The 24,694-nt window shown below is 63.7% G+C and carries 22 protein-coding genes; 7 read left to right on the forward strand and 15 right to left on the reverse strand.

Annotated features, from left to right (window positions below):
• Positions 1–172 precede the first annotated feature (172 nt).
• Positions 173–643 carry a VOC family protein gene (locus A6B35_RS07030; protein ID WP_006202840.1) on the forward strand — a complete coding sequence of 157 codons (471 nt, stop codon included), beginning with the start codon at positions 173–175 and terminating at the stop codon, positions 641–643.
• Between the two features lie 111 nt (positions 644–754).
• On the opposite strand, the gene A6B35_RS07035 is transcribed toward A6B35_RS07030, so the two are convergent.
• The 7 genes from A6B35_RS07035 to A6B35_RS07065 all read right to left on the reverse strand — a co-directional run bounded on the left by A6B35_RS07035 (position 755) and on the right by A6B35_RS07065 (position 8,310).
• Positions 755–1,063: a formate dehydrogenase subunit delta gene (locus tag A6B35_RS07035; protein WP_040582946.1), complete on the reverse strand. Its 309-nt coding sequence runs from the start codon at positions 1,061–1,063 to the stop codon at positions 755–757.
• Positions 1,053–1,883: a formate dehydrogenase accessory sulfurtransferase FdhD gene (gene fdhD / locus A6B35_RS07040; protein WP_006202842.1), complete on the reverse strand. Its 831-nt coding sequence runs from the start codon at positions 1,881–1,883 to the stop codon at positions 1,053–1,055. The genes A6B35_RS07035 and fdhD overlap by 11 nt, the downstream gene beginning before the upstream one ends.
• Positions 1,884–1,885: 2 nt before the next feature.
• A complete protein-coding gene (gene fdhF, locus A6B35_RS07045; protein ID WP_006202843.1) occupies positions 1,886–4,795 on the reverse strand; it encodes a formate dehydrogenase subunit alpha in 2,910 nt (969 codons plus the stop codon).
• A gap of 10 nt (positions 4,796–4,805) precedes the next feature.
• The gene (locus tag A6B35_RS07050) at positions 4,806–6,362 is read right to left on the reverse strand and encodes a formate dehydrogenase beta subunit (RefSeq protein ID WP_006202844.1); all 1,557 of its coding nucleotides are present in this window, start codon (positions 6,360–6,362) and stop codon (positions 4,806–4,808) included.
• On the reverse strand, positions 6,359–6,838 hold the full coding sequence (locus A6B35_RS07055; protein WP_006202845.1) for a formate dehydrogenase subunit gamma: 480 nt from the start codon (positions 6,836–6,838) through the stop codon (positions 6,359–6,361). Before A6B35_RS07055 ends, A6B35_RS07050 begins: the two co-directional genes overlap by 4 nt.
• Before the next feature lie 134 nt (positions 6,839–6,972).
• Positions 6,973–7,872 carry a LysR family transcriptional regulator gene (locus A6B35_RS07060; RefSeq protein WP_006202846.1) on the reverse strand — a complete coding sequence of 300 codons (900 nt, stop codon included), beginning with the start codon at positions 7,870–7,872 and terminating at the stop codon, positions 6,973–6,975.
• Positions 7,873–7,932: 60 nt separating this feature from the next.
• Entirely contained in the window at positions 7,933–8,310 is a 378-nt protein-coding gene (locus A6B35_RS07065; protein WP_006202847.1) for a VOC family protein, read from the reverse strand.
• 195 nt (positions 8,311–8,505) lie between these two features.
• Between A6B35_RS07065 and A6B35_RS07070 the strand changes: the two genes are divergently transcribed.
• A complete protein-coding gene (locus A6B35_RS07070; RefSeq protein ID WP_244425943.1) occupies positions 8,506–9,678 on the forward strand; it encodes an Mrp/NBP35 family ATP-binding protein in 1,173 nt (390 codons plus the stop codon).
• A 12-nt stretch (positions 9,679–9,690) separates the two neighbouring features.
• Here the strand turns inward: A6B35_RS07070 and A6B35_RS07075 are convergent, their stop codons facing one another.
• A complete protein-coding gene (locus A6B35_RS07075) occupies positions 9,691–10,140 on the reverse strand; it encodes an SRPBCC family protein (protein ID WP_006202849.1) in 450 nt (149 codons plus the stop codon).
• A gap of 149 nt (positions 10,141–10,289) precedes the next feature.
• On the opposite strand from A6B35_RS07075, the gene A6B35_RS07080 reads away from it, so the two are divergent.
• The gene (locus A6B35_RS07080) at positions 10,290–12,095 is read left to right on the forward strand and encodes an IlvD/Edd family dehydratase (RefSeq protein WP_006202850.1); all 1,806 of its coding nucleotides are present in this window, start codon (positions 10,290–10,292) and stop codon (positions 12,093–12,095) included.
• 113 nt (positions 12,096–12,208) lie between these two features.
• Here A6B35_RS07080 and A6B35_RS07085 read toward each other — a convergent pair whose 3' ends face one another.
• Positions 12,209–12,628, reverse strand: a complete 420-nt coding sequence (locus A6B35_RS07085) for a GFA family protein (RefSeq protein ID WP_006202851.1) — start codon at positions 12,626–12,628, stop codon at positions 12,209–12,211.
• 162 nt (positions 12,629–12,790) lie between these two features.
• On the opposite strand from A6B35_RS07085, the gene A6B35_RS07090 reads away from it, so the two are divergent.
• Complete coding sequence (locus tag A6B35_RS07090) at positions 12,791–13,189, forward strand: hypothetical protein (protein ID WP_040582948.1); 399 nt, start codon at positions 12,791–12,793, stop codon at positions 13,187–13,189.
• Between the two features lie 21 nt (positions 13,190–13,210).
• Here A6B35_RS07090 and A6B35_RS07095 read toward each other — a convergent pair whose 3' ends face one another.
• Positions 13,211–14,800, reverse strand: coding sequence for a trimethylamine methyltransferase family protein (locus A6B35_RS07095; RefSeq protein WP_006202853.1), 1,590 nt, complete (start codon positions 14,798–14,800; stop codon positions 13,211–13,213).
• Between the two features lie 197 nt (positions 14,801–14,997).
• Positions 14,998–16,491: a MocR-like pyridoxine biosynthesis transcription factor PdxR gene (gene pdxR / locus A6B35_RS07100; RefSeq protein WP_006202854.1), complete on the reverse strand. Its 1,494-nt coding sequence runs from the start codon at positions 16,489–16,491 to the stop codon at positions 14,998–15,000.
• A 252-nt stretch (positions 16,492–16,743) separates the two neighbouring features.
• Here pdxR and pgi point away from each other — a divergent pair, with 252 nt between their 5' ends.
• Together pgi and A6B35_RS07110 are read left to right on the forward strand one after the other, a co-directional pair.
• Positions 16,744–18,387, forward strand: coding sequence for a glucose-6-phosphate isomerase (gene pgi, locus A6B35_RS07105; protein WP_040582954.1), 1,644 nt, complete (start codon positions 16,744–16,746; stop codon positions 18,385–18,387).
• A 5-nt stretch (positions 18,388–18,392) separates the two neighbouring features.
• The gene (locus A6B35_RS07110) at positions 18,393–19,115 is read left to right on the forward strand and encodes an HAD family hydrolase (protein WP_006202856.1); all 723 of its coding nucleotides are present in this window, start codon (positions 18,393–18,395) and stop codon (positions 19,113–19,115) included.
• A 78-nt stretch (positions 19,116–19,193) separates the two neighbouring features.
• Here the strand turns inward: A6B35_RS07110 and A6B35_RS07115 are convergent, their stop codons facing one another.
• The 4 genes from A6B35_RS07115 to A6B35_RS35445 all read right to left on the reverse strand — a co-directional run bounded on the left by A6B35_RS07115 (position 19,194) and on the right by A6B35_RS35445 (position 22,944).
• Positions 19,194–19,691 carry a GNAT family N-acetyltransferase gene (locus A6B35_RS07115; RefSeq protein WP_006202857.1) on the reverse strand — a complete coding sequence of 166 codons (498 nt, stop codon included), beginning with the start codon at positions 19,689–19,691 and terminating at the stop codon, positions 19,194–19,196.
• A gap of 186 nt (positions 19,692–19,877) precedes the next feature.
• Entirely contained in the window at positions 19,878–20,609 is a 732-nt protein-coding gene (locus tag A6B35_RS07120; protein WP_006202858.1) for a class I SAM-dependent methyltransferase, read from the reverse strand.
• A gap of 8 nt (positions 20,610–20,617) precedes the next feature.
• Entirely contained in the window at positions 20,618–22,597 is a 1,980-nt protein-coding gene (locus A6B35_RS07125) for a long-chain fatty acid--CoA ligase (RefSeq protein ID WP_006202859.1), read from the reverse strand.
• Positions 22,598–22,701: 104 nt separating this feature from the next.
• Positions 22,702–22,944 carry a hypothetical protein gene (locus tag A6B35_RS35445; protein ID WP_139032215.1) on the reverse strand — a complete coding sequence of 81 codons (243 nt, stop codon included), beginning with the start codon at positions 22,942–22,944 and terminating at the stop codon, positions 22,702–22,704.
• 122 nt (positions 22,945–23,066) lie between these two features.
• Between A6B35_RS35445 and A6B35_RS07130 the strand changes: the two genes are divergently transcribed.
• Positions 23,067–24,665: an ABC transporter substrate-binding protein gene (locus tag A6B35_RS07130; protein ID WP_006202860.1), complete on the forward strand. Its 1,599-nt coding sequence runs from the start codon at positions 23,067–23,069 to the stop codon at positions 24,663–24,665.
• The last annotated feature ends 29 nt before the right edge of the window (positions 24,666–24,694 follow it).

The following is a 24,694-nucleotide window of genomic DNA, read 5'->3' on the forward strand; positions in this document are numbered from 1 at the left end:
GGCCACAATTTTGCGCTGCGCCAGATTTTCCCGAAAAGCCGGACTTTCCGAAAAAATTGCATGCCACTGTCGGATCGCCCGACGCACGGCCGTCCTTGGGCAGACGGCATGGCACCATTCTCGGAGCCAGCCGTTTACCGCAAAGCAAACGAAGCAACCCGAGGAGCACGACATGCAAAAGATCACCACCTGCCTGTGGTTCGACGACCAGGCCGAAGAGGCGATGAATTTCTACGTCTCCATCTTCAAGAACTCGAAGGTGCTGAGCGTGATGCGCTGGCCAGAGGGTCATGCAGATGAAGGCAAGGTGCTGGTGACCACGTTCGAGCTCGATGGCGTGCAGTTCCAGGCACTCAACGGCGGACCGCAATTCAAGTTCAACGAAGCCATGTCGCAGTCGATCGACTGCAAGACGCAGGAAGAGGTCGATTATTTCTGGGAAAGGCTCATCGAAGGCGGCGGCGAACCGTCGCAATGCAGCTGGCTGAAGGACAGGTTCGGCGTCTCCTGGCAAGTCGTGCCGGAGCAGCTGCCGCGCCTGCTTCTGGATCCGGACCGGGCCAAAGCCGGCCGGGTGATGTCGGCGATGATGCAGATGAGCAAGATCGACATCGCCAAGATCGAAGAAGCGGCGAAGGGGTGAGTGGAGGCGCACTTGCCTTCCCCCACAAGTGGGGGAAGGCGGATCGGCGCGCAGCGCCGAGACGCGATGAGGGGTGTTGGACGGAGTCCGGCGCGCTGTTGTCAGGCTATTTCAGCGGGCTGCGTTCTCGGCCGGGACAGGCCCGGTGTAGCCGATGTTCTTGTCGGCCTGTTCTGGTGCCTTGGGCCGCTTGATCCTGGCGGAGGCGGCCACCACCAACTCGTTGAAATTCTCGGTGCCGCCGTCCAGCATCTCGAACAGCTGCCGCCGCATGCGCGGCTCCCAAAACTTGTTGATGTGCTCGGCAACGCCGGCAATGCCTTCCTCGCGCGGCTTGGAATGGAAGAAATCGGCGATCTGGTTGGCCATGCGCACCAGCTTTTCCTTGGTGCTCATAATGTGTTCTTCGTCATGCGACATGCTTGGCAACTCCGGAAGCCACCCGGTCCGGGTGGGTGAAAACATCGAAATCTTCGCCGCGAACCAATGCCACCAGCGTCATTCCGGCGGCCTCCGCCGTGCGGATGGCAAGCGCGGTCGGCGCCGAGACGGCAATGATGAAGGCCGAGCCGATCGCCGCCGTCTTCTGCACCATCTCGACCGACACGCGAGACGTCACGATCACGGCGCCCGACGCGCCATCGATGCCGGCCTTGGCCAGCGCGCCGGCCAGCTTGTCCAGCGCGTTGTGGCGGCCGACATCTTCGCGCGCCATGACGATGCCCTTGCCGGGGATATAGAAGCCCGCGGCGTGCACGGCTCCGGTCTCGGTGTGCAGCGGCTGCACTTTCGACAAAAGCTTGACCGAACGGACGATGTCGTCGGCTTCAAGCGTAAGCTTTGACGCACCGACCGCGTCGACCGAACGCATGGCCTCTTCGATAGACTCGATGCCGCACAGCCCGCAGCCGACCGGCCCGGCAAGCCGGCGCCGCCGCGCCTGGAAGCGCGTATTGGCCTTGTCCTTCAACCGGATCTGGATGTCGATGCCGGCGCCGAGATACTCGACCTCGATCGCCTCGATCTCTTGCGGATCGGCGATGATGCCTTCGGTCAGCGAGAAGCCGAGCGCGAAATCCTCGAAATCGGCGGGGCTCGCCATCATCACCGCATGCGTGGTGCCGGCGAAGGAGAACGCCACCGGCGTCTCCTCCGGCACCATGCGGTTCGCGGCCGCCGTCCCGCTGGCGCGGTGCGCCAGCCGCGATATCTGCGTCGTTGCTTTGCGGCGCGCGGCCAAGGTTACTCCGCCGCTTCCAGCGGTGCGATGCGGCGGCTCTGGCGCGCCTGCTCGTTATAATCCCTCTGCCACTCGGTCGGGCCATTGGACGGCGCCACCTGCACGGCGGTGACCTTGTATTCCGGACAGTTGGTCGCCCAGTCCGAGAAGTCGGTTGTGATCACGTTCGCCTGCGTGTCCGGATGGTGGAAGGTCGTATAGACCACACCTGGCGAGACACGATCGGTGATCAGCGCGCGCAACGTCGTCTCGCCGGAACGGCTCGCCAACCGCACCCAGTCGCCTTCGCGAATGCCGCGGTTCTCGGCATCGTGCGGATGGATCTCCAGCATGTCCTCGGCATGCCACATCACATTTTCGGTGCGCCTCGTCTGCGCGCCGACATTGTACTGCGACAGAATCCGCCCGGTGGTGAGCAGCAGCGGGAAGCGCGGCCCGGTCCTTTCGTCCGTCGCCACATATTCGGTGCGGATGAACTTGCCCTTGCCGCGCACGAAGCCGTCGACATGCATGATCGGGGTGCCGAGCGGCGCCTTCTCGTTGCAGGGCCACTGCACGGACCCGACACGGTCGAGCAGTTCGAAGGAGACGTTGGCGAAGCTCGGCGTCGTCTTGGCGATCTCGTCCATGATCTCGGAAGGATGCCGGTAGTTCCAGTCCAGCCCGATCGCGCGGGCAAGCTCCTGCGTCGCCTCCCAATCGGCGTAGTGCGCCTTTGGCTCGATAACCTTGCGCACCATGTTGATGCGGCGCTCGGCATTGGTGAAGGTGCCGTCCTTCTCGAGGAAGGTCGAGCCCGGCAGGAAGACATGTGCGTAGTTCGCCGTCTCGTTGAGGAAGAGGTCGTGCACGACGACGCATTCCATCGCGGCCAGCCCTGCGGCGACGTGCTTGGTGTCGGGATCGGACTGCAGGATGTCCTCGCCCTGGATGTAGATGCCCTTGAAGGAGCCGTCGACGGCGGCATCGAGCATGTTGGGGATGCGCAGGCCCGGCTCGTCGTCGAGCTTCACGCCCCACAGGCTCTCATAGATGTCGCGCACGGCCTCGCCCGAGATATGCCGATAGCCGGGCAGTTCGTGCGGGAACGAGCCCATGTCGCACGAGCCCTGCACGTTGTTCTGGCCGCGCAGCGGGTTCACGCCGACGCCGGGACGGCCGATATTGCCGGTGGCCATGGCGAGGTTGGCGATCGCCATCACCGTGGTCGAACCCTGGCTGTGTTCCGTCACGCCGAGGCCGTAATAGATCGCGCCGTTGCCGCCGGTGGCGTAGAGACGCGCAGCACCCCGGATCAGTTCGGGATCGACGCCGGAGAGCTTGCCGACGGTTTCGGGGCTGTTTTCCGGTAGCGCAACGAACGAGGCCCAGTCCTGGAACTCCGCCCAGTCGCAGCGTTCGCGGATGAAGGCTTCGTCGAAGAGGCCTTCGGTGACGATGACATGCGCCAGCGCCGTCAGCACCGCCACATTGGTGCCGGGCTTCAGCGGCAGATGATAGGCGGCTTCGATATGCGCCGACTTGACCATCTCGGTGCGGCGCGGATCGAGCACGATCAGCTTGGCGCCCTGGCGCAGCCGCTTCTTCAGCCGCGAGGCGAACACAGGGTGGGCCGAAGCCGGGTTGGCGCCGATGACGACGGCGACGTCGGTGAAATCGACCGAATCGAAATCCTGCGTGCCGGCCGACGTGCCATAGGTCTGGCCGAGCCCATAGCCGGTCGGCGAATGGCAGACGCGCGCGCAGGTGTCGACATTGTTGTTGCGGAAGCCCTGCCGCACCAGCTTCTGGACGAGGTAGGTTTCCTCGTTCGTGCAGCGCGAGGAGGTGATGCCGCCGATCGCGGTGCGTCCGTACTGGTACTGGATGCGGCGGAACTCCTTGGCCGTATGGGCAACAGCCACTTCCCAGCTCACTTCACGCCAGGGATCGGTGATCTTCTCGCGGATCATCGGCGACAGGATGCGATCCTTGTGGGTGGCGTAGCCATAGGCGAAACGGCCTTTCACGCAGGAATGGCCGTGGTTCGCCTTGCCCTCCTTGTAGGGCATCATGCGGATGACCTCGTCGTCCTTCACTTCGGCCTTGAACGAGCAACCGACGCCGCAATAGGCGCAGGTGGTGACGGCCGAGCGCTCCGGCATGCCCTTCTCCAGCACCGTTTTCTCGCGCAACGCGTCGGTCGGGCAGGCCTGCACGCAAGCGCCGCAGGACACGCATTCGGAGGCGATGAAATCCTCGTGCATGCCGGCGACCATGCGCGATTCGAAACCGCGGCCCTCGATGGTCAGCGCGAAGGTGCCCTGCACCTCTTCGCAGGCCCGCACGCAACGCGAGCAGACGATGCATTGCGCCGGATCATAGGTGAAATAGGGGTTGGATTCGTCGCGGGCGATGTAGTCGACCGCCAGCGATCCGTGGCCGGGCGCGACGCCGTCCTCCTTGACGTGGTTACGGCCTTCGATGCCGAAGCGGTTTTCGGTCAGGCCAACCGACTTCGCCACAACGTCGAACTCGCTGGCGCCGGTGCCGGCCTTCTCGTTCCAGCCGGTCGGATGGTCGGAGATGTAAAGCTCCATGACGCCGCGACGAATGGCGTCGAGCCGCTCGGACTGCGTGTTGACCACCATGCCTTCGCCGACCGGTGTCGTGCAGGACGCCGGCGTGCCGCCGCGGCCCTCGATCTCGACGAGGCAGACGCGGCACGAACCGAACGAGTCCAGCATGTCGGTGGCGCAGAGCTTGGGGATTTCGACCCCGCCTTCCATCGCCGCTCGCATGATCGACGTGCCTTCCGGTACGGTGATGCTGCGGCCGTCGACGGTCAGCGTGACCCGCTTCTCCGCATTCGATTGCGGGGTTCCGAAGTCGATCTCTTCGATGAGTATCGGGAAGTCGGCCTTGATGTTCATCTGCCAGCTCCTATTCAGCAGCCACGCGCGCCGGCGCAGGCTTGAAATCTTCGGGGAAATGGGTGATCGAGCTCATCACCGGGTAAGGCGTGAAGCCGCCCAGCGCGCACAGCGATCCGAACTTCATCGTGTTGCAGAGGTCGGTGACCAGAGCGAGGTTCTTCTCCGGTTCGATGCCGGCGGCGAGCCTGTCGATGGTCTCGACGCCACGCGTCGAACCGATGCGGCAAGGCGTGCACTTGCCGCAGCTTTCGATGGCGCAGAACTCCATGGCGAAACGCGCCTGCTTCAGCATGTCGGCGGTGTCGTCGAACACGGTGATGCCGGCATGGCCGATCAGCCCGTCCTTGGCGGCGAAGGCTTCGTAATCGAACGGCGTGTCGAACAAGGCACGCGGGAAATAGGCGCCGAGCGGTCCGCCGACCTGCACCGCCTTCACCGGCCGTCCGGTCGCCGTGCCGCCGCCGATTTCGTCGACGATTTCGCCCAGCGTCATGCCGAAAGCCGCTTCGAACAGGCCGCCATGCTTGACGTTGCCGGCAATCTGGATCGGGATCGTGCCGCGCGAGCGGCCCATGCCGTAATCCTTGTAGAAGGCGGCACCCTTATCCATGATGATCGGCACGGAGGCTAGGCTGATGACGTTGTTGATCACTGTCGGCTTGCCGAACAAGCCCTGGATCGCCGGCAGCGGCGGCTTGGCGCGAACCACGCCACGCTTGCCTTCCAGGCTGTTCAGCAACGAGGTTTCCTCGCCGCAGACATAAGCGCCGGCGCCGACGCGGATTTCCATGTCGAAGGCGTTAGGCGAACCCAGCACATTGGTGCCGAGCACGCCGGCCTTGCGCGCGACCTGGACAGCCCGGTTCATCGTCGCCACCGCATGCGGATATTCCGAGCGGATATAGACAAAGCCCTTGGTCGCGCCGGTGGCGATGCCGGCGATCGCCATGCCTTCGATCAGCACGAAGGGGTCGCCCTCCATGATCATGCGGTCGGCGAAAGTGGCGCTGTCGCCCTCATCGGCGTTGCAGACGATGTATTTGCGGTCGCCGGCGGTATCGAGCACCGTTTTCCACTTGATGCCGGTCGGGAAGCCGGCGCCGCCGCGGCCGCGCAAGCCCGACTCCGTCACCTGCTTGACGATGTCGAGCGGCGCCATGGCCACCGCATTCTGCAGGCCCTTCAGCCCGCCGAGCGATTTGTAGGCATCGAGCGACAGCGGGTCGTTGATGCCGCAGCGCGCGAAGGTCAGGCGCGTCTGCTTGGCCAGGAACGGAATTTTGTCCGGCGCGCCCAGCCAGCGCTTATGATGGCCACCCTTGAGGAAGCCGCTATCGAACAGGCTCTTGACGTCGGAAGGCTTCACCGGTCCGTAAGCGACGCGGCCTTCGGCGGTCGCCACCTCGACCATAGGCTCGAGGAAATAGGCGCCGCGCGAACCATTGCGCACGATCTTGGCCTCGATGCCGCGTTCGGCCAATTCCTTGGCGATCGTCTTTGCGACCTTCTCGGCGCCGAGCGCCAGCGCGCCGGAGTCACCTGGAATGTAGATGCGCGGGATCATGAGCGTACCTCCGCGACGATCTCTTCGATCTTCTCGTCGTCGAGCCGCCCGATCACCTCGCCGTCCAGCATTGCTGAAGGCGAACAGGCGCAAAGCCCGAGGCAATAGACCGGTTCCAGTGTAACCGATCCGTCGCGGGTGGTCTCGTGGAAACCGATGCCGAGCAATTGCTTGATCTTGGCGGCGACTGCGTCCGACCCCATCGACTGGCAGGCTTCCGCCTGGCAGAGCTTGAGCACGTGCCGGCCGGCCGGCTTGGCGCGGAAATCATGATAGAAGGTGACGACGCCGTGCACTTCGGCCCGCGACAGGTTCAACCCATCGGCAATGACCGGCAGCGCGTCGTGCGGCACATGGCCGAACTCTTCCTGGATGCCGTGGAGGATCGGCAGCAACGGACCTTCGAGGTCCTTCAATTCCTGGACGATCGCCGCCGTGCGCGATGCGATCTCGGTACTTGCAGGCTGCATCGTCATGCAGCGCCCTCCCTGGTCGATAGCTTTTTTCGCTAAGTCTTTACAAAATCAGAGGAAACCTCTGGAATCAATAAAGCTGATCCGTTGCTTGATAGAAATTTTCTATCAAACCTGTTCAGCCAGCACTGTCTAGCTCAGCGGCGGGCGTGGAAATCGTCCGCCAGCGCCATTGCCTCGTCCAGCAGCGCCTGGACCAGCGGCGTGTGCGGCTCGCGCGGCGTCGCCACCAGCCCGACGGTGTGGCTGGCATCCGGCTCGACGATCGGAATGGCCCGGATCGGTTCGGAAAAGCCGAATGTTTCCGCAAGGTTGAGCGGCATGATCGAGGACCATTTGCCGGTGCGGATATGCGAAAACAGGACGATCATCGAGTTGGATTCGAGCGTCGGCCGCACCTGCACGCCGGCCTCCGCCAAATGCTGGTCGATGATGCGGCGGTTCTGCATGTCCGGCGTCAAAAGGCAGAGCGGCAATTGGCTGATTTCCGCCCATGTCACTTTGTCGCGGTCGGAATAGGGGTTTCCCACCGCAGTGATCAGTTGGTAGCGCTCGTCATAGAGCGGCACGCTGGTCACTCGCCCCAGCGGTTCGTTGTCGAGATAGGTGATGCCGGCATCGATGTCGAAATTGCCGAGCAAAGACAGCACCTCGATCGAGGTCCGCGACAGCACCGAGAAGGTGACGCCCGGATGCTTTTCGCGAAACGGCGTCGTCAGCCGCGCCACCATGGCCAAAGCCGTCGGAATGGCGGCGATGCGGATGCGGCCGGAAAGCCCGTGTCGCGCCGCGCGCATCTCCTCGCGCATGGTACGGCTGTCGCCGACGATGCGCCGCGCCCACACCAGCACTTGCTTGCCTTCCGGCGTCAGCCCCTGAAAGCGCGAGCCGCGCAGCACCAGCATGACGCCAAGCTGGCCTTCCAGCTGCTTGATGCCGGCCGAGAGCGTCGGCTGGGTAACGCCGCATACTTCCGCGGCCCGGCCGAAATGCTCTTCCTTGGCCAGAGCGATGAAGAATTCCAGCTTGTCGATCATCGGCGCAAGCTATCCGGCACGGCGCGGCTGCGCCAGATCATACCCGCGCCACCTGGCCGCCTATTTGTCCACCAGGTTCAGGATGTTGCCGTCCGGGTCCTTGAACCAGGCGACCTTCATGCCGTAGCCGACATGGATATCGCCTTCGAGCGAAAGGCCGGGCATTTCAAAGTGCTCGAAGGCCACGCCTTTCGACTTTAGCGATTTGACGACGCTGCCGATCTCGTCGCCGACCGTCCAGGTCACCGCCGTCGCCTTGTTGGTTCCCGCGAATTCGGAATGATAGACATTGATGACCGTGTCGCCGCTTTTGTAGACGACCAGTTCGTTGCCCATGTCGTCCACCTGTTTGAGGCCCAGCGTCCCTTCGTAAAAGGCCTTTGCCTTCGCCAGGTCCTTCACCGCGAGATTGGCCGTTGCGTTGCTGTTTGCGAGCATGATCCGTCTCCTTCCCTTGATGTCGTGCTCATGCTGCTCCTTCAGATAGGTCGCGCCGGATGGTTGGCGACCGTCGATCAGGCAAATCCGACAGCTTCCGTCGTTTTCCGGGGCACACCAGGCCGGCCGTTGCTCCACGGCTTGGTTCTGTCCGGAAACTGCACTATCTCAGGCACGAGCTTGCATAAGGAAGACCTGATGTCCGTTACCAAGGAAATCGTCGTCGAGCGCCTGAAGACGGTCAACGGGCCGGATTTCACCGGCAACATCGTCGATCTCGGCATGGTTTCCGAGATTTTCATCGCCGATGGCAAGGTGTTCTTCTCGATCACCGTTCCCGCCGCCCGCGCGCAGGAAATGGAGCCGCTGCGCGCCGCTGCCGAGCGGGTGGTCAAGGCGATCCCGGGCGTCGCCGGCGCCATCGTAGCGCTGACCGCGGAGAAGAAAGGCGGCGGCATGGAGGCTCCGGTTCCGCCGCGTCCAGCACCTCGGCCGGCACCGCCGGCAGCACCCCAGCGGCCTGCGCCCCAGGCGCCGGCCTCGCATAGCCACGGCAAGCGCGGCGTGCCCGGCATCGAAGCGATCATCGCGGTTGCCTCCGGCAAGGGCGGCGTCGGCAAGTCGACCACCGCCGTCAACCTGGCGCTTGGGCTGGCGGCCAACGGCCTGAAGGTGGGCGTGCTCGACGCCGACATTTACGGCCCGTCCATGCCAAGGCTGCTCAACATCCACGGCCGGCCGCAGACTGTCGACGGCAAGATCCTGAAACCGATGGAGAATTATGGCCTCAAGGTTATGTCGATGGGCTTCCTCGTCGACGAGGAGACGCCGATGATCTGGCGCGGGCCGATGGTGATGTCGGCGCTGACGCAGATGCTGCGCGAGGTCGAGTGGGGTCCGCTCGACGTACTGGTCGTCGACATGCCGCCTGGTACCGGCGACGCCCAGCTGACCATGGCGCAGCAGGTGCCGCTGGCCGGCGCCGTCATCGTCTCGACGCCGCAGGACTTGGCGCTCATCGATGCGCGAAAAGGCCTAAACATGTTCAGGAAGGTCGACGTGCCGCTGCTCGGCATCGTCGAGAACATGAGCTACTTCCTCGCCCCCGACACCGGCAAGCGCTATGACATTTTCGGCCATGGCGGCGCCCGCCGCGAAGCCGAGCGCCTCGGCGTCATCTTCCTCGGCGAGGTGCCGCTCGAAATGGGCATCCGCGAAAGCTCGGATGCCGGCACGCCGGTGGTGGTCTCGAAGCCGGAGAGCGCCGAAGCGAAGATCTATCGGGATATCGCAGCTAAGGTCTGGGACCGGGTCAATGAGGAACGCGGCGCGGCGGAAGCCGCGGTGCCAAGCATCGTGTTCGAGTAAGTCGGCCGCGGCTCAGCCGCCCACCTTCTCGCCAAAGCTCGAGAAAAATTGCCCCGCAAGCTTCTTCGACGTCGATTCGATCAACCGGCTGCCGAGCTGGGCGATCTTGCCGCCGACATCGGCCTTGGCAGCGTATTTGAGCACCGTCGTTTCCGGCCCGTCTGATGTCAGCGTCACGTCGGCGCCACCCTTGGCGAAGCCGGCGATGCCGCCCTTGCCTTCGCCCTGGATCGTGTAGGAATGCGGCGGCTTGAGGTTTTTCAGCGTCACCTCGCCGTTGAACGTCGCCTTGATCGGCCCGATCTTCAGCACCACCGTCGCCGCCATCTCGGTGGCCGACTTCATTTCGAGGCTTTGACAGCCGGGGATGGTTTCCTTGAGGATCTCGGGATCGTTCAACGCTTCCCACACTTTTTGCAGGGGTGCGGCGATGCGTTCCTCGCCTTCGATCACCAAAGCCATCAAAAACCTCCCGGAAAGATTGGCTCGAACCCCTAGCGCAGGGGCGCTGTTGTGTCTATCGCACCAAAGTGTTGGTTCGGATCGCGCATGCCTCTTGCCTGCTTCGGCGCGTTGCCATATCGATTTGTCCTACAAATATGGAGATCATGATGGCCGGCGCCCCCACAGATAAGAAGAAATTTCGCTCGCAGGAGTGGTTCGACAACCCCGATAACCCCGGCATGACGGCGCTTTATCTCGAGCGCTACCTGAACTACGGGCTGACGCGCGCCGAGCTGATGTCGGGCAAGCCGCTGATCGGCATCGCCCAGACCGGCTCCGATCTGTCGCCCTGCAACCGCCATCACATCGAACTGGCCAAGCGCGTGCGCGAAGGCATCGTCTCGATGGGCGGCATCCCTTTCGAGTTCCCGTGCCATCCGATCCAGGAGACCGGCAAGCGTCCGACCGCTGCACTCGACCGCAATCTTGCCTATCTCGGCCTGGTCGAGGTGCTGTACGGCTATCCGCTCGACGGCGTCGTGCTCACCATCGGTTGCGACAAGACAACGCCCGCCATGCTGATGGCGGCGGCCACCGTCAACATTCCAGCGATCGCGCTGTCGGTCGGCCCGATGCTCAATGGCTGGCACAAGGGCAAGCGCACCGGCTCCGGCACCATCGTCTGGGAATCGCGCCAGCGCCTGTCGGCCGGCGAGATCGACTATGACGAGTTCATGGACATCGTCGCCTCCTCGGCGCCGTCGACCGGCTATTGCAACACCATGGGCACCGCCACCACCATGAACTCGCTGGCCGAGGCGCTCGGCATGCAGTTGCCGGGTTCGGCCGCCATTCCGGCGCCCTACCGCGAGCGCGGCCAGATTTCCTACGAGACCGGCAGACGCATCGTCGAGATGGTGCATGAGGATCTAAAGCCGTCCGATATCATGACGCGACAAGCCTTCGAGAACGCCATCGTCGTCAATTCCGCCATCGGCGGCTCGACCAACGCGCCGATCCATCTCAATGCCATTGCCCGCCATCTCGGCGTGCCGCTCGACAATGACGACTGGCAGACGGTCGGCCTCAACGTGCCGCTCATCGTCAATCTGCAGCCGACGGGCGAATATCTCGGCGAGGACTATCACCACGCCGGCGGCGTGCCGGCCGTGGTCGCCGAACTGCTGAAGGCCGGGCTGTTGCCGCATCCCGACGCCGTGACCGCCAACGGCAAGTCGATCGGCGACAACTGCAAGGGCGTGGCCAACGAGAATGCCGACGTCATCCGCACCGTCGCCAAGCCGCTCAAGGCCAATGCCGGCTTCATCAACCTCAAGGGCAATCTGTTCGATTCGGCGATCATGAAGACCAGCGGCATCTCGCCGGAATTCCGCGAGCGCTATCTGTCCAACCCGAAGGACCCGGAGGCCTTCGAGGGCAACGCCATGGTCTTCGACGGGCCGGAGGACTACCACGCCCGCATCGACGATCCGGCGCAAGGCATCGACGAGCACACCATCCTGTTCATGCGCGGCGCCGGCCCGATCGGCTATCCGGGCGGTGCCGAGGTCGTCAACATGCAGCCGCCGGCCTACCTCATCAAGAAGGGCATCCATGCGCTGGCCTGCATCGGCGACGGCCGCCAGTCGGGCACGTCGGGCTCGCCGTCGATCCTCAACGCCTCGCCAGAAGCCGCGATCGGCGGCGGCCTGGCGTTGATCAAGACCGGCGACCGTGTCCGCATCGACCTGAACAAGGGCACCGCCAACATCCTCGTCAGCGACGAAGAGATCGCCACGCGGCGCGCGGCGCTGCAGAACAATGGCGGCTTTCACTACCCGCAGCACCAGACGCCGTGGCAGGAGATCCAGCGCGGCATGGTCGACCAGTTTTCGGCCGGCATGGTGCTGAAGCCGGCGGTGAAATACCAGGATGTGGCGCACACCAGGGGCGTGCCGCGCGACAACCACTGAGCGGCACATCACGGCTTTCGTGCAAGCAAAAAGGGCGGCTTGATCTGATCAAGCCGCCCTTTTGCGCCTGATCTAAGCCTGACGACGGGCCTTCCTGCCTTGGTCCGGACCGATCACAAATATCCGGTGATCTCGGGCGGTTGGTCCTGCCGGTCGCGTTTGCCGTCCTCGTAGATGATCGGTGCTGCGGCGAGTTCCTCCTCGGTGACGTCGTCGAGGCAGGCGACATTCACCGCCCAGAAATTGCCGCCCATGAAATCGAGGTAGCCGCGGGAGAAGAAATTCGCGCCGCAGTTCGGGCACATATAATGGTTGATGTCGCCTTCCGGCCAGTTGGATGGGCTCGCCTTGTATTCCCGCATCCGGTCGCGGCCATCCGTTACGCGCAGCGCCTCGAAGGCCGTGAAGGATTTCCTGTAGCCGAGCTTCCAGCAGAAGCTGCAGTTGCATTTGCGGATGCCCTCGGCGAGGTCGAGATCGGCCTCGAAATGCACCGCGCCGCAATGGCAGCTGCCGTGATAGGTCTTCTTCATGGGTTCTCCCTGCGGAATTGCACTGTCCCGTCGACGGTCGACGAAGCCAGACTCATGCTTGCAGCTACGCCAGATAGGCTCCCGATCGCTGCTGGCAATCCGCCTCCATGTGCAATAGCGGCACGCGCTGCCCATATTGTTTGAAAGCGGAACAGGATCATCATGACGAAACGGCGCTCTTCCCTTGGTTTTCTTGGAATGTTCGGCCGCTCGGGGGACCTCAGGGAACTCGACACGGCGCTGCGCGGTGCCGACCTTCATCCAGCCCTTGTTCCGGAGGGCGTGAAGCTCACCATCGTCAATCTGATGAAGGACCACTGGCCCGACGAGCCGCCGTCAGACGCTTATCGATCCATGGCGCAGCTTTTCGCCTACTGCATTGCCGGGCCGGAGACATTCGAGCAGGCCAATGGCACCGAGCGGCGGCTGGATGCGGAACGCCGGATCGAGGCGGCACTCGAAGCCGGCGACAGTTTCGATGCGCAGATCGTGTTGATGGCGCTGCATGCCAAGCTGATCAGCGCCGAAGTGGTCGAGCATTACGGGCTGAGCGCCGACTGACCGGTTTCCGAGACAGGCGCCTCAACCGCCCATGCTGCCGCGCGGCAGCTTGATCATTTCGCCGAAGCGGGCGCGCAGTTTGTCGTCGACCAGCTTCGGGACATGGCGCGGGAAGCGCTCGGCAAGCACGCGCTTCTTCTCGATGATCGCCCGCTGCAATATGTCGGGTCGGCCCTTCTCGTTCCATTCCTTCGGCGAAAAGCGATCGCCGACGGCCGGGTAGAAATATTCGGTTTGCATCAGCCTGAGCGTCTGCTCGTTGCCGAGATAGTGGCCCGGTCCCTTCAGGCACACATCGGCGATGGTGTCGATCGACAGCGCCTCGTCGGTCACCTCGATGCCGCGCACGCAGCGCAGGCAGTGGCCCAGCATGTCATTGTCGATGATCAGGCTTTCCAGGCAGAAGCCGAGCAGCGAGGCATGCATGCCGGCAGATTCGTAGACCAGGTTGAGCCCGGCAAGGCCGGCCATCACATCGGTGATGCCTTTTTCATAGCCGGACTGGATGTCGGGCAGTTTCGAATCCGTCATGCCGGCGGCCGAGCCGCCCGGCAGGTCGTAGAATTGCGCCATCTGCGCGCAGGCCGCAGTCAGCACCGCCTGCTCGGCGGAGCCGCCCGACATGGCGCCGGTCCTGAGATCCGAGACGAACGGCCAGGTGCCGAAGATCGCCGGGTGGCCGGGCTTGATGGCGTTGACATAGACGAGGCCGGCGAGCACTTCGGCCACCGCCTGCACCACTGCGCCGGCAATCGCCGCCGGGGCCGTGGCACCGGCCTGGCCAGCCGACAAAAGCAAGATCGGGATGCCGCCTTCGACGCAGGCTTCGAGCACGCCGCAGGCGTCCTCGGCGAACTTCATCGGCGGCACGACGAAACAGTTCGAGTTCGAGACGAATGGCCGGGCGCGGAAATTCTCCTCGCCGCCGGCGATCGCGTAAAGCATCTCAAGCGCCGGCTGCACATTCTCGCGCACCGTGAACGAGGTGCCGACATGCTTGGACGTTCCCATCACGCAGGCGTAGAGCGTGTTGAAGTCCATATCGAGCGGATCGGGAATGTCGCGCGGCACCATCGGCCGCTGGAAGAAGTGGATGTTGTCGAGCCCCTCGACGATGCGGGCGGCGTCATAGATGTCCTGCAGAAGCGACTCGCGGTATTCGCGCTTCTCGACGTCGACCAGATGCACGGCAGCACCCGCCGTTCCGTAATGCACGCGCTTGCCCTTGATCAGCATGTCGTGCTTCGGGTCCTGGCCGTGCAGCGTGAAATGCCGCGCCGCTTGTCTGATGGTGTCCAGCACCAGCGCGCGCGGGAAGCGGATGCGCCCATCATCGCCGTAGGTGGCGCCAGCCTTGGTCAGCGCCTCTATGCAGGAGGGAATGGCGTTGGCGAAGCCGACCGTCTCCAGCAGTGTCAGCACCGCCTCGTGGATGCGCTCGCGATCGTTCTCGCCGAGCGGTCCATAACTGCCGCCTTCGAGGCCGGCGCGCACCGGCCTGATATCGTCGGCGAGTGGCGCCGCCCGCATGGCGCGACGCGCTTCGCGCCCGCCTGAGCGCCGCGAACGCTGGTCGCTCGACGCTTCCTGCTTCTCAAGAGCCACTGACATGGAGGCACTCCACCTTTAGCTGCGAAGCGGGAGGCGGTGGTTGGTCCACCATCGGCCTGCTTCGTCCCCTTTATGCCTCGACTATGCCGCCGGCATTGGCACAGCCTATGAGCCAGCGGGTCCCGTCGCATATGCCAGAGCGCTAAAGAAAACGGGGCCGTTTCCGGCCCCGTTGTGAATTGGCTCCAATCAGCCTGTCAGGCTGCCGCCGGCCTGCGGCCTGCCGCCGTCGCCAGTTCGCGAATGCCGGGCTCGATGTGCTGCAGCGCGATCGAGGAAATGCCCAAGCGCATGAAACGCGACGGCTTTTCGGTCCTGTCGAAGAAGCGGTCGCCGGGTTCGATGATGACGCTGCGCGAGGCGGCCGCCTCTGCCAGGCCGCGCGAATCGGTGCCGCGCGGCCCTTCGAGCCAGAGCGACGTGCCGCCGGCCGAGTCGGTCGAGCGCCATTCCGGCAGGAAGGCGGAAATCGCATGGACCAGACGCTTGCGCCGCTCGTCGAAGGCGGAGGATAGCCGCCGCACCAGCGCCTCGTGGTGGCCGAGCGAGAGGAACAGCGCGACGGCACGCTGGTTGTTGGCCGGCGGATGCCGGAGCATGAAGCGGCGCAGCGCGCGAAGCTCGGCGATCAGCCCGGCCGACGCTACGATGTAGCCAAGCCGAAGGCCGGGAGCCAGCGTCTTCGACATCGAGCCGACATAGACGACGCGGCCGGAGCGATCGAGGCTCTTCAGCGCCTGCTGCGGTGCTTCGTCGAGAAGCTGGCTGTCATAGCCGTCCTCGATGATGATCTGGTTGTGGCGATTGGCGCGCGCCAGAAGGTCCTGCCGCCGCTCCGCCGACAGCGGCACCATGGTCGGGCAATGGTGGCTGGGCGTCACGAAGACAAAGCCGGAATCGCTGGGGATGGACGAGGTGACGATGCCGGACTGGTCGACCGGAACCGGCTGGATGTCGGCGCCCGCCAGCCGGAAGATCGAACGTGCGTCGGGGTAGCCCGGATCTTCCATCGCCACCTTCGAGCCCTTGGTCATCAGCAGCGAAGCCAGCATATAGAGCGCGTTCTGGGCGCCCAGCGTGACGATGATCTCGTCCGGATTGGCGAAGATGCCCCGCCGCGGCAGAAGCCGCGCCTGGATCTGCTCGATCAGCAGCGGATCGTCGCGATCGACCATGTCGGAGGCCCAGTTGCGGATCTCGAGCACGGCCAGCGCCATGCGGTTGCACTCGCGCCATTCGGCGGTCGGGAACAGCGCCGGGTCGAACTGGCCGTAGACGAAGGGGTAGGACGACTTGATCCAGTTGTCGTGCTTGGCCGGCGGCGGCATGTCGCTGGCGGCGATCTGCCGGCGCGCCTTCCAGTCGATCTCGTTGGCCTGGTCGGGTGCCTTCTGGTGCGGCTTGGCCGGCGTCGCCAGCACGTCCGGGTTGACGAAATGGCCGCGCCGTTCGCGCGCCACCAGGAAGCCCTGGTCGACCAGTTGCTGGAAAGCCAGCACCACCGTACCGCGGGCGACGCCGAGTTTCTCGGCCAGGATGCGGCAGGACGGAAGCGGCATCGAAGCGGCAATCTGCCGGTCGAGGATGGCGGCGACGATCGCCTGACGGATCTGCGCCTGCAGGGTCTGCCCGGATTCCGCAGAAATCCGGAACAGGCCGGACCATATGGCCGTGTCGTTACGCTGTGGCATGGGAAATGTTCCTCGATGGCCAGCCTTTTTCGCTTGGCTGGACCAGCCGAACGTAACCGTGGCACAAGGGGTTGCGCCAATCAATTTTTCTGATCGCTGGGATTTATGCCAGTGATCCTTCACGTGATTTTGATGCTGCACTGCGTCACCGCCGCGCATTGAACCGGATGGAAATCGGCTCAATACATTGTCGCGACGACACGCGCCGGAAACATCCGGTCCTTAATGATGGCTCAGGTCTCGGAGTTTGCAGTGGATCAATCGTCCTTTCAAAAACAGTTCGCCGCGTTGCGCGATCATCGCACAGCCGCGTCCGCCGGCATGCGCGAAGCTTTCGCCGCCGATCCCAAGCGCTTCGAGACATTCTCCGCCACCGACGGCGACCTGTTGCTCGACTGGTCGAAATGCGCGGTCGACGCGAAGACGATGGACCTGCTGGAGAAATTGGCCGCGGCCGCCGATCTCGAGGGCCGCCGCGCCGCCATGTTCTCCGGCCAGAAGATCAACGTCACCGAAGGCCGCGCCGTGCTGCACACGGCGCTGCGCAACCTCAGCGGCAAGGGCGTGGTGCTCGACGGGCAGGATGTGAAGACGGAGGTCCTCGCCGTGCTCGACGCCATGGGCGCCTTCGCCGACGCCGTGCGTTCCGGCAAGGCGGCCGGCGCCACCGGCAAGAAGATCACCGACATCGTCAACATCGGCATCGGCGGTTCCGATCTCGGCCCGGCCATGGCGACGCTGGCGCTGGCGCCCTATCACGACGGGCCGCGCGCGCACTATGTCTCCAACATCGACGGCGCCCATATCCACGACACGCTGAAGGGCCTGTCCGCCGAGACCACGCTGTTCATTATCGCCTCCAAGACCTTCACCACGGTCGAGACGATGACCAATGCCGAGACGGCCAGGAAGTGGGTGCAGAAGGCGCTCGGCAAGGAAGCTGTCGGCAAGCATTTCGTCGCCGTTTCGACCGCGCTCGATCTGGTGGCGAAGTTCGGCATCGAGGCCGACCGCGTCTTCGGCTTCTGGGATTGGGTCGGCGGCCGCTACTCGGTCTGGAGCGCCATCGGCCTGCCGGTGATGATCGCCATCGGCCCGAAGAATTTCCGCGCCTTTCTCGACGGCGCGCATGAGATGGACGAACACTTCCGCACCGCGCCGCTGCAGAAGAACCTGCCGGCGCTGATGGGGCTGATCGGCTGGTGGCACCGCGTCGTCTGCAAGTATCCCGCCCGTGCGGTCATCCCCTACGACCAGCGCCTGTCGCGTCTGCCGGCCTATCTGCAGCAGCTCGACATGGAATCGAACGGCAAGAGCGTGACCCTTGATGGTGGCGCGGTCACCACGCCGACCGGCCCCCTGGTCTGGGGCGAGCCCGGCACCAATGGCCAGCACGCCTTCTTCCAGTTGCTGCACCAGGGCACCGATTTCATTCCGGTCGAATTCCTGGCCGCCGCCGTCGGCCACGAACCCGATCTCAAGCACCACCACGACCTGCTGCTCGCCAACTGCCTGGCGCAATCGGAAGCCCTCATGAAGGGCCGCACGCTGGAGGAAGCGCGCACGCAGATGCTGGCCAAGGGCATGAAGCCGGCCGATGTCGACAAGATCGCGCCGCACCGCGTCTTCTCCGGCGATCGTCCATCGGTGACCATCCTCTACAGGAAGCTCGACCCGCGCACATTCGGACGGCTGATCGCGCTCTACGAGCACCGCGTCTTCGTCGAAGGCACGCTGTTCGACATCAATTCTTTCGACCAGTGGGGCGTCGAACTCGGTAAGGAACTTGCGACCGGCCTGCTGCCTGTCGTGGAAGGCAAGGAGAATGCCGCAAAGCGCGACGCCTCGACTGCCGGACTGGTGGAACACATTCACCGCTTGCGCGGTCAGGAGTGAAAAGTTTGGCGGATATCAAGGGCATATTGTTCGACAAGGACGGCACGCTTGTCGACTTCAACGCAACCTGGCTCGGCATCGCGGATTTCATGGCCATGGACGCCGCCGAAGGCGATCGCTGGAAGGCCGACAGGCTGCTGGCCGCGGCCGGCTTCGATTTCGTCAACAAGCGCTTCAAGCCGGATTCGATCTTCGCGTCCGGCTCGAACATGGATGTCGTCGAGCTGTGGTTCCCGCGCCTGTCCGACGAGGACCAGATGCTTGCCGTCGCCCGCTTCAACGAGATCACCTCGGTCCAGGGCTCGGCCATGGCGGTGGAACTGCCCGGAATCGTCGATTCGCTGAGGGCGCTTCACAAGAAATCCTACAGGCTCGGCGTCGCCACCAACGATTCGACCAGCGGCGCCGAAAAGACGCTGGTGACACTCGGCGTCGCGCAGCTTTTCGACGCGGCCTATGGCTACGACTCCGTGGCAAGGCCGAAACCGGCGCCGGATACGATCCTCGCCTTTTGCGATCTGACCGGGCTCAGGCCGGCGGAGATCGCCATGGTCGGCGACAACCGCCACGACCTCGAAATGGCGCGGGCCGGCGGCTGCGGACTGGCGGTCGGGGTGCTCTCCGGCACCGGCACGCGCGAATCGCTGTCGTCGATCGCCGACGTCGTTCTGGATTCGGTTGCCGATCTGCCCGGCTTTCTTTCGGCGCGGGTCAAGGAGACTGTCTGACGGCCAAGGCCAGGGGCAAAACTCAAATCAACTTCGTTGCACCAGAAGCGGGCAGCCGAAGAGGACGGTTGCGAACCGCTAGACCCCCAAGCCTGGCTCGCCAGGTCGCGATACATACTCCGGGAACTCCGCGGCGCCTCGACTCAGGGCCTTCACCATGAGAAGGCCATCATCAAAGAAGCCGTTTCGAACGTAAAACTGGCGCGTGCGTTCCTTGCCAAGCACCATGGCAATACGGAAGACAGCGCATCCAGTCCGCTCGCCCTCCGCCTCGATCCACGCCATCAGCCTGGTGCCTGTGCCAAGGCTGCGTAGCGTCGTGTCGACCACCACATGGTCGGCTTCGATGTACTTCCCGCACCAGAGCTGGATGCCCGTCCAGAAGCCGGAGAGCCCCACCATTCGATCGCCGATATAGGCCGCGATACAGCGGTAGTTGCCCTGAGCGAGCATCGCTGAGAGTCGTTCACGAAATGCTGCTTCGTCCAGATGCGAGTTGCTCTGCCGGAACACTGGATAGATCGAGAGCATCTCATCGAGCCCGTTGAGTTCACGAATTGTCACCTCGTCGGTCACGACAGCCCTCCTCCCCTGTCGTTCCACTCTGCGGTCGATCCCGGCCGCGGTCCAGTGGGATCTTCCGATCGGGATTGAGCCAATGACCGCTCAGGGTCAGATCGCGTCATGCGACCCCTTCGAAACTGAACGACCGCGAAGGGTTGAACCTGGCCATTCAGAACGACCAGGCTTTGCCCCGTCGCACTAGCGATCTTCCGGTTCAAACGAAAAGACGCCGCTCGGCTTGCTCGCGGCACCCTTCGCGTCGCCGAAATCCGGCACCTGGTATTCGGCGAGCAGCCGCAGTCGCGACAATGGTAGATCGGCGCGACGGGGATCGCCGACCAGCACCTCGATGCCGGCTGCCAGGCAGCGGTCGAGAAACGGGGTAACCCGTAGGGCAACCTCACGGTTGTAGAACACGTCGCCGGCAAGAACTAGGTCGACCGCCGGCGGCGGGCCGGTGGTGATGTCTTCACCGATCAAGGTAATAGCAACGCCGTTGGCCGCCGCGTTGAGGCCGAGCGCGGCAACACCGTTGCGGTCGATCTCGGCCGCGATCACCGCGCTGGCGCCTGCCTTTGCCGCGGCGATGCCGACGAGGCCCGAGCCGGCGCCGAGGTCGAGCACGCGCCGCCCCGCCACCGTCTGCGGCCGGTCGAGTATGTAGCGGGCAAGCACCGCGCCGCCGGCCCAGGCATAGGCCCAATAAGGCGGCAGAGGCTCGGCCTGATCGACATCGGCGGCTTCGTCCGCTTCGACATCGTTCCCGTCCGGCTCAAGCAGCCGCCTCAGGCCGCTGCCGGGATGGGCCGTGTAGATCAGGATTTCGGGAAGCGCCGGAACAGGCTCAAGGCGCAAATTCGCCTTGATGAACGTCGCCGGGTCGGGATGCCGACGATCCGCTATCCCGCCGGTGCCCGTGCCGTCGTTCAAGATCGCGTCTATTCCCGCAATGCTCGCCGCAGGATCTTGCCCACCGGCGTCTTCGGCAGCTCGGTGCGGAACTCGATGTATTTCGGCCGCTTGTAGCCGGTCAGGTTCTCGCGGCAATAGGCGGTCAGGGTTTCGATGGTCAGCGCCGGGTCCTTCCTGACCACGAACAGCTTCGGCACTTCGCCGGAATGCTCGTCCGGCACGCCGATCGCCGCCACTTCGAGCACGCCCGGGTGCTGGGCCACGACCTCTTCCAGCTCGTTCGGATAGACGTTGAAGCCGGACACCAGGATCATGTCCTTCTTGCGGTCGACGATCTTGGTGAAGCCACGCTCGTCCATGAAGCCCATGTCGCCCGACTTGAAGAAACCGTCCTTGGTCATCACCTTGGCGGTCTCGTCCGGCCGGTTCCAGTAGCCGGCCATCACCTGCGGCCCCTTGATGCAGATCTCGCCGACTTCGCCGAGCGGCACATTGTTGCCGTCGTCGTCGCGGATGGCGATCTCGGTCGAGGGCAGTGGCAGGCCGATCGTGCCGGTGAAGTCGCCGGCGCTGAACTTGTTGGCGGTCGCCACCGGCGAGGTTTCCGACAATCCATAGCCCTCGCTGACCGGGCAGCCGGTCAGCGCTTTCCAGCGCTCGGCGACGCCCTTTTGCACCGCCATGCCGCCGCCCAGTGTCAGCACCAGCGGCTTGAAATCGAGCTTACGGAAATCCTCATTGTTGAGGAGCGCATTGAACAGCGTGTTGAGGCCCGGGAAAATGTGGATCGGGTATTTCTGCAACTCCTTGACGAAGCCGGGGATGTCGCGCGGATTGGGAATAAGCACGTTCTGGGCGCCTTGCTGCATGCCCATCAGCGCGTTCACCGTCAGCGCGAAGATGTGGTAGAGCGGCAGCGCGCAGACGAAGTTGGGATGCGCCGGTCGCGGCCTGACCGTATAGGCGTCCTCGAGCCAGAGCGCGTTCTGCGCGACATTGGCAAGCACGTTCGAGTGCAGCAGCGTCGCGCCCTTCGAGACGCCGGTGGTGCCGCCTGTATATTGCAGGAAGGCGATGTCGTCGGCCGCCACCTTGGCCGGCTTGAAGGCCGCGCCGGCGCCTGCCTTGAGCGCCGCGTTGAACTTGACATGGCCGGGCAGCGACCATGCCGGCACCATTTTCTTCACGCGGCGCACGACGAGGTTGACGATCGTGCCCTTGAGCGCGCCAAGCATGTCGCCCATCGCTGCGACGACGACATGTTTGACCGCCGTCCTGGCGATCACCGCCTGCAGCGTATTGGCGAAATTTTCGAGGATGACGATGGCCTGCGCCCCGGAGTCCTTGAGCTGATGCTCCAGCTCGCGCGGCGTGTAGAGCGGATTGATGTTCACCACCGTATAGCCGGCGCGTAAGATGGCCATCATTGCCACCGGATATTGCAGCACGTTCGGCATCATCAGCGCCACGCGCGCGCCCTTCTGCAGTCCTGTCGATTGCAGGTAGGCGCCGAAGGCGGTCGACTGCCGCTCGAGTTCGGCATAGGTGATAGACTTGCCCATGCACACGAATGCCGGCTGGCCGGCAAACTGCTTGCAGGCGCCGATCAGCAAGTCGCCGATGCAACTGTAGGGCAGGGGTCCGATCTCGGCCGGAACGCCTTTCGGGTAGCTGGCGAGCCATGGCTTTTGGGGCAGGCCGGCGGCAAGTGCTGTCAACGCCTTCGGCAGTCGCTTGGCCGGGCTCGATGCCGGCTTCGACGCGGGCTTTGCCGAAGCGGGCTTGGCCGCCGCCACGGTCTTGGCGTCCGGCGTGGCTGTCTTTGCAGCCGCGGCCTTGGTCGCAGGCTTTGCGCCTGTCTTCGCCGGCGCAACTGCCGCCTTCGGCTTGGCCGGCGCGGCGGCCTTGGCGGCTGGCGCTTTCGCCTTGTCGGAACCGGCGGCCGGCTTTGAAGCGGCCTTGGCCTTTGCCTTCGCCGGGGCCGTTGTCTTTGCTGCTTTTGCCACCTGTTGCCTCCCTCGATCCTTCCTTCGTGCCGCGCCGCTTCTGAATGACAGAAACGTCCTCCGCTGCAGCGGTTGCGGATTCCCCAAGAAATCCAGCATGCCGCCTATGTATTGCGACTATCGGCGAGCGTGCAAGTCTTGCCCTTGCGGCAGAACGGGAAAGATTTGCCGTCGAAATCTTCCGGCACCGACCCTCTCGAGCCCTTGCCTCCTGTCACGCCGGCGGCGATGCGAAGCCTGTGGTTCATTGTATTCGCGAGATCGGCAATCAATAAAAAAATGCAGTCGTTAACAATCCTGTGATTGGTAGGTTTTGCTATTTTTTTCTGAAATTCAGCAAAAACCAAGAAGTATTTTCTGCTTCCCATGGGGTACGCAAACAGGGTGTTCCAAAGCCGGAAAAACGGTGCTTATATGCGCGCTTCGCGAGCCTGATAGAGGGGCTTGGAAGAACATCAGGGAGTGCTCCATGAAAAAGAAACTGACTTTTGCAGCCGCGTTGCTGGCTGCAAGCGTCCTCGGCGGCGTGGCCAATGCCAAGACGCTGGTCTACTGCTCGGAGGCATCGCCGGCCAATTTCGATCCGGGTACCACGACGGGCGGCAACGATTTCGACGCCTCGTCGCGCACCGTCTATTCGCGCCTGGTCGAGTTCAAGCATGGTGGCACCGAGATCGAGCCCGGTCTCGCCGACAAGTGGGATATCTCGGACGACGGCCTGGTCTATACCTTCCACCTGCATCCGGGCGTGAAGTTCCAGACCACCGACTATTTCAAGCCGACGCGCGACCTCAATGCCGACGACGTCGTCTTCTCCTTCGATCGCCAGTTCAACAAGGAAAACCCCTGGAACGGCGAGAAGTACCTGCCGAACCTGACCTGGGACTACTACACCGGCATGGACATGCCGAAATACGTCGCCAAGTGGGAAAAGGTCGATGACCTGACCGTCAAGCTGACGCTGACCGAGCCGAACGCGCCGATGCTTGCCAATCTCGGCATGGACTTCGCCTCGATCGTGTCGAAGGAATATGCCGAGCAGCTGGAGAAATCCGGCAAGATGGCCGATTTCTCGACCAAGCCGATCGGCACCGGTCCGTTCCAGTTCGTCGACTACCAGCTGGATTCGGTGATCCGCTATGCGGCCCATCCGGATTACTTCAAGGGCAAGGAAAAGATCGACGATCTCGTCTTCGCCATCACGCCCGACGCGACCGCCCGCATCCAGAAGGTGCTTGCCGGCGAGTGCGACATCGCGCCCTATCCGAATCCTGCCGACATCGGCACGATCAAAGCCAACCAGGACGTGACCCTGATGGATCAGGCCGGCCTGAACATCGGCTACATGAGCTACAACACCACCATTCCGCCGCTCGACAAGCCCGAGGTGCGCCACGCGCTCAACCAGGCGATCGATCGGGAAGCGCTGATCAAGTCGCTGTTCCAGGACGCCGGCGCCACGCCTGCCGACAATTTGATCCCGCCGACCATGTGGTCGTGGGACAAGAGCGTGAAGTTCGATTCCTACGATCCGGAAGCGGCCAAGAAGGTGCTGGCCGATGCCGGACTGAAGGAAATCCAGCTCTGGGCTTCCGATCGCGTTCGTCCTTATAACCCGAACTTCCAGCGCGCCGCCGAACTGATCCAGGCCGACTGGGCCAAGGTCGGCGTCAAGGCCGAGATCGTCAGCTACGAGTGGACGAAGTATCGCGAGGAAGGCAAGAAGAAGGAACGCCCCGGCGCCTTCCAGATCGGCTGGACCGGTGACAATGGCGATCCGGACAACTTCTTCGCTACCCTGTTCGCCTGCTCGGCCATCGGCGTGTCGAACTACTCGAGCTGGTGCGACAAGGACTTCGAGGACCTGATCCAGAAGGCCAAGAAGACCAGCGACCAGGGCGAGCGCACCAAGCTCTATGAGCAGGCGCAGGTCGTCTTCCAGAAGCAGGCTCCTGCCTTCCTTATGGCACACAGCCAAGTCTACGCAGTCGTGCGCAAGAACGTCAGCGGTTTCATGATGGACCCGCTCGGCATTCATCGCTTCGACGGCGTCGACAAGGCCGAATAGAACTGTTAGGCGGGCGGCGCCACAAAGCG

The organism is Mesorhizobium amorphae CCNWGS0123, assembly GCF_001686985.1.
In the GTDB taxonomy this organism is placed as follows: Bacteria; Pseudomonadota; Alphaproteobacteria; order Rhizobiales; family Rhizobiaceae; genus Mesorhizobium; species Mesorhizobium amorphae.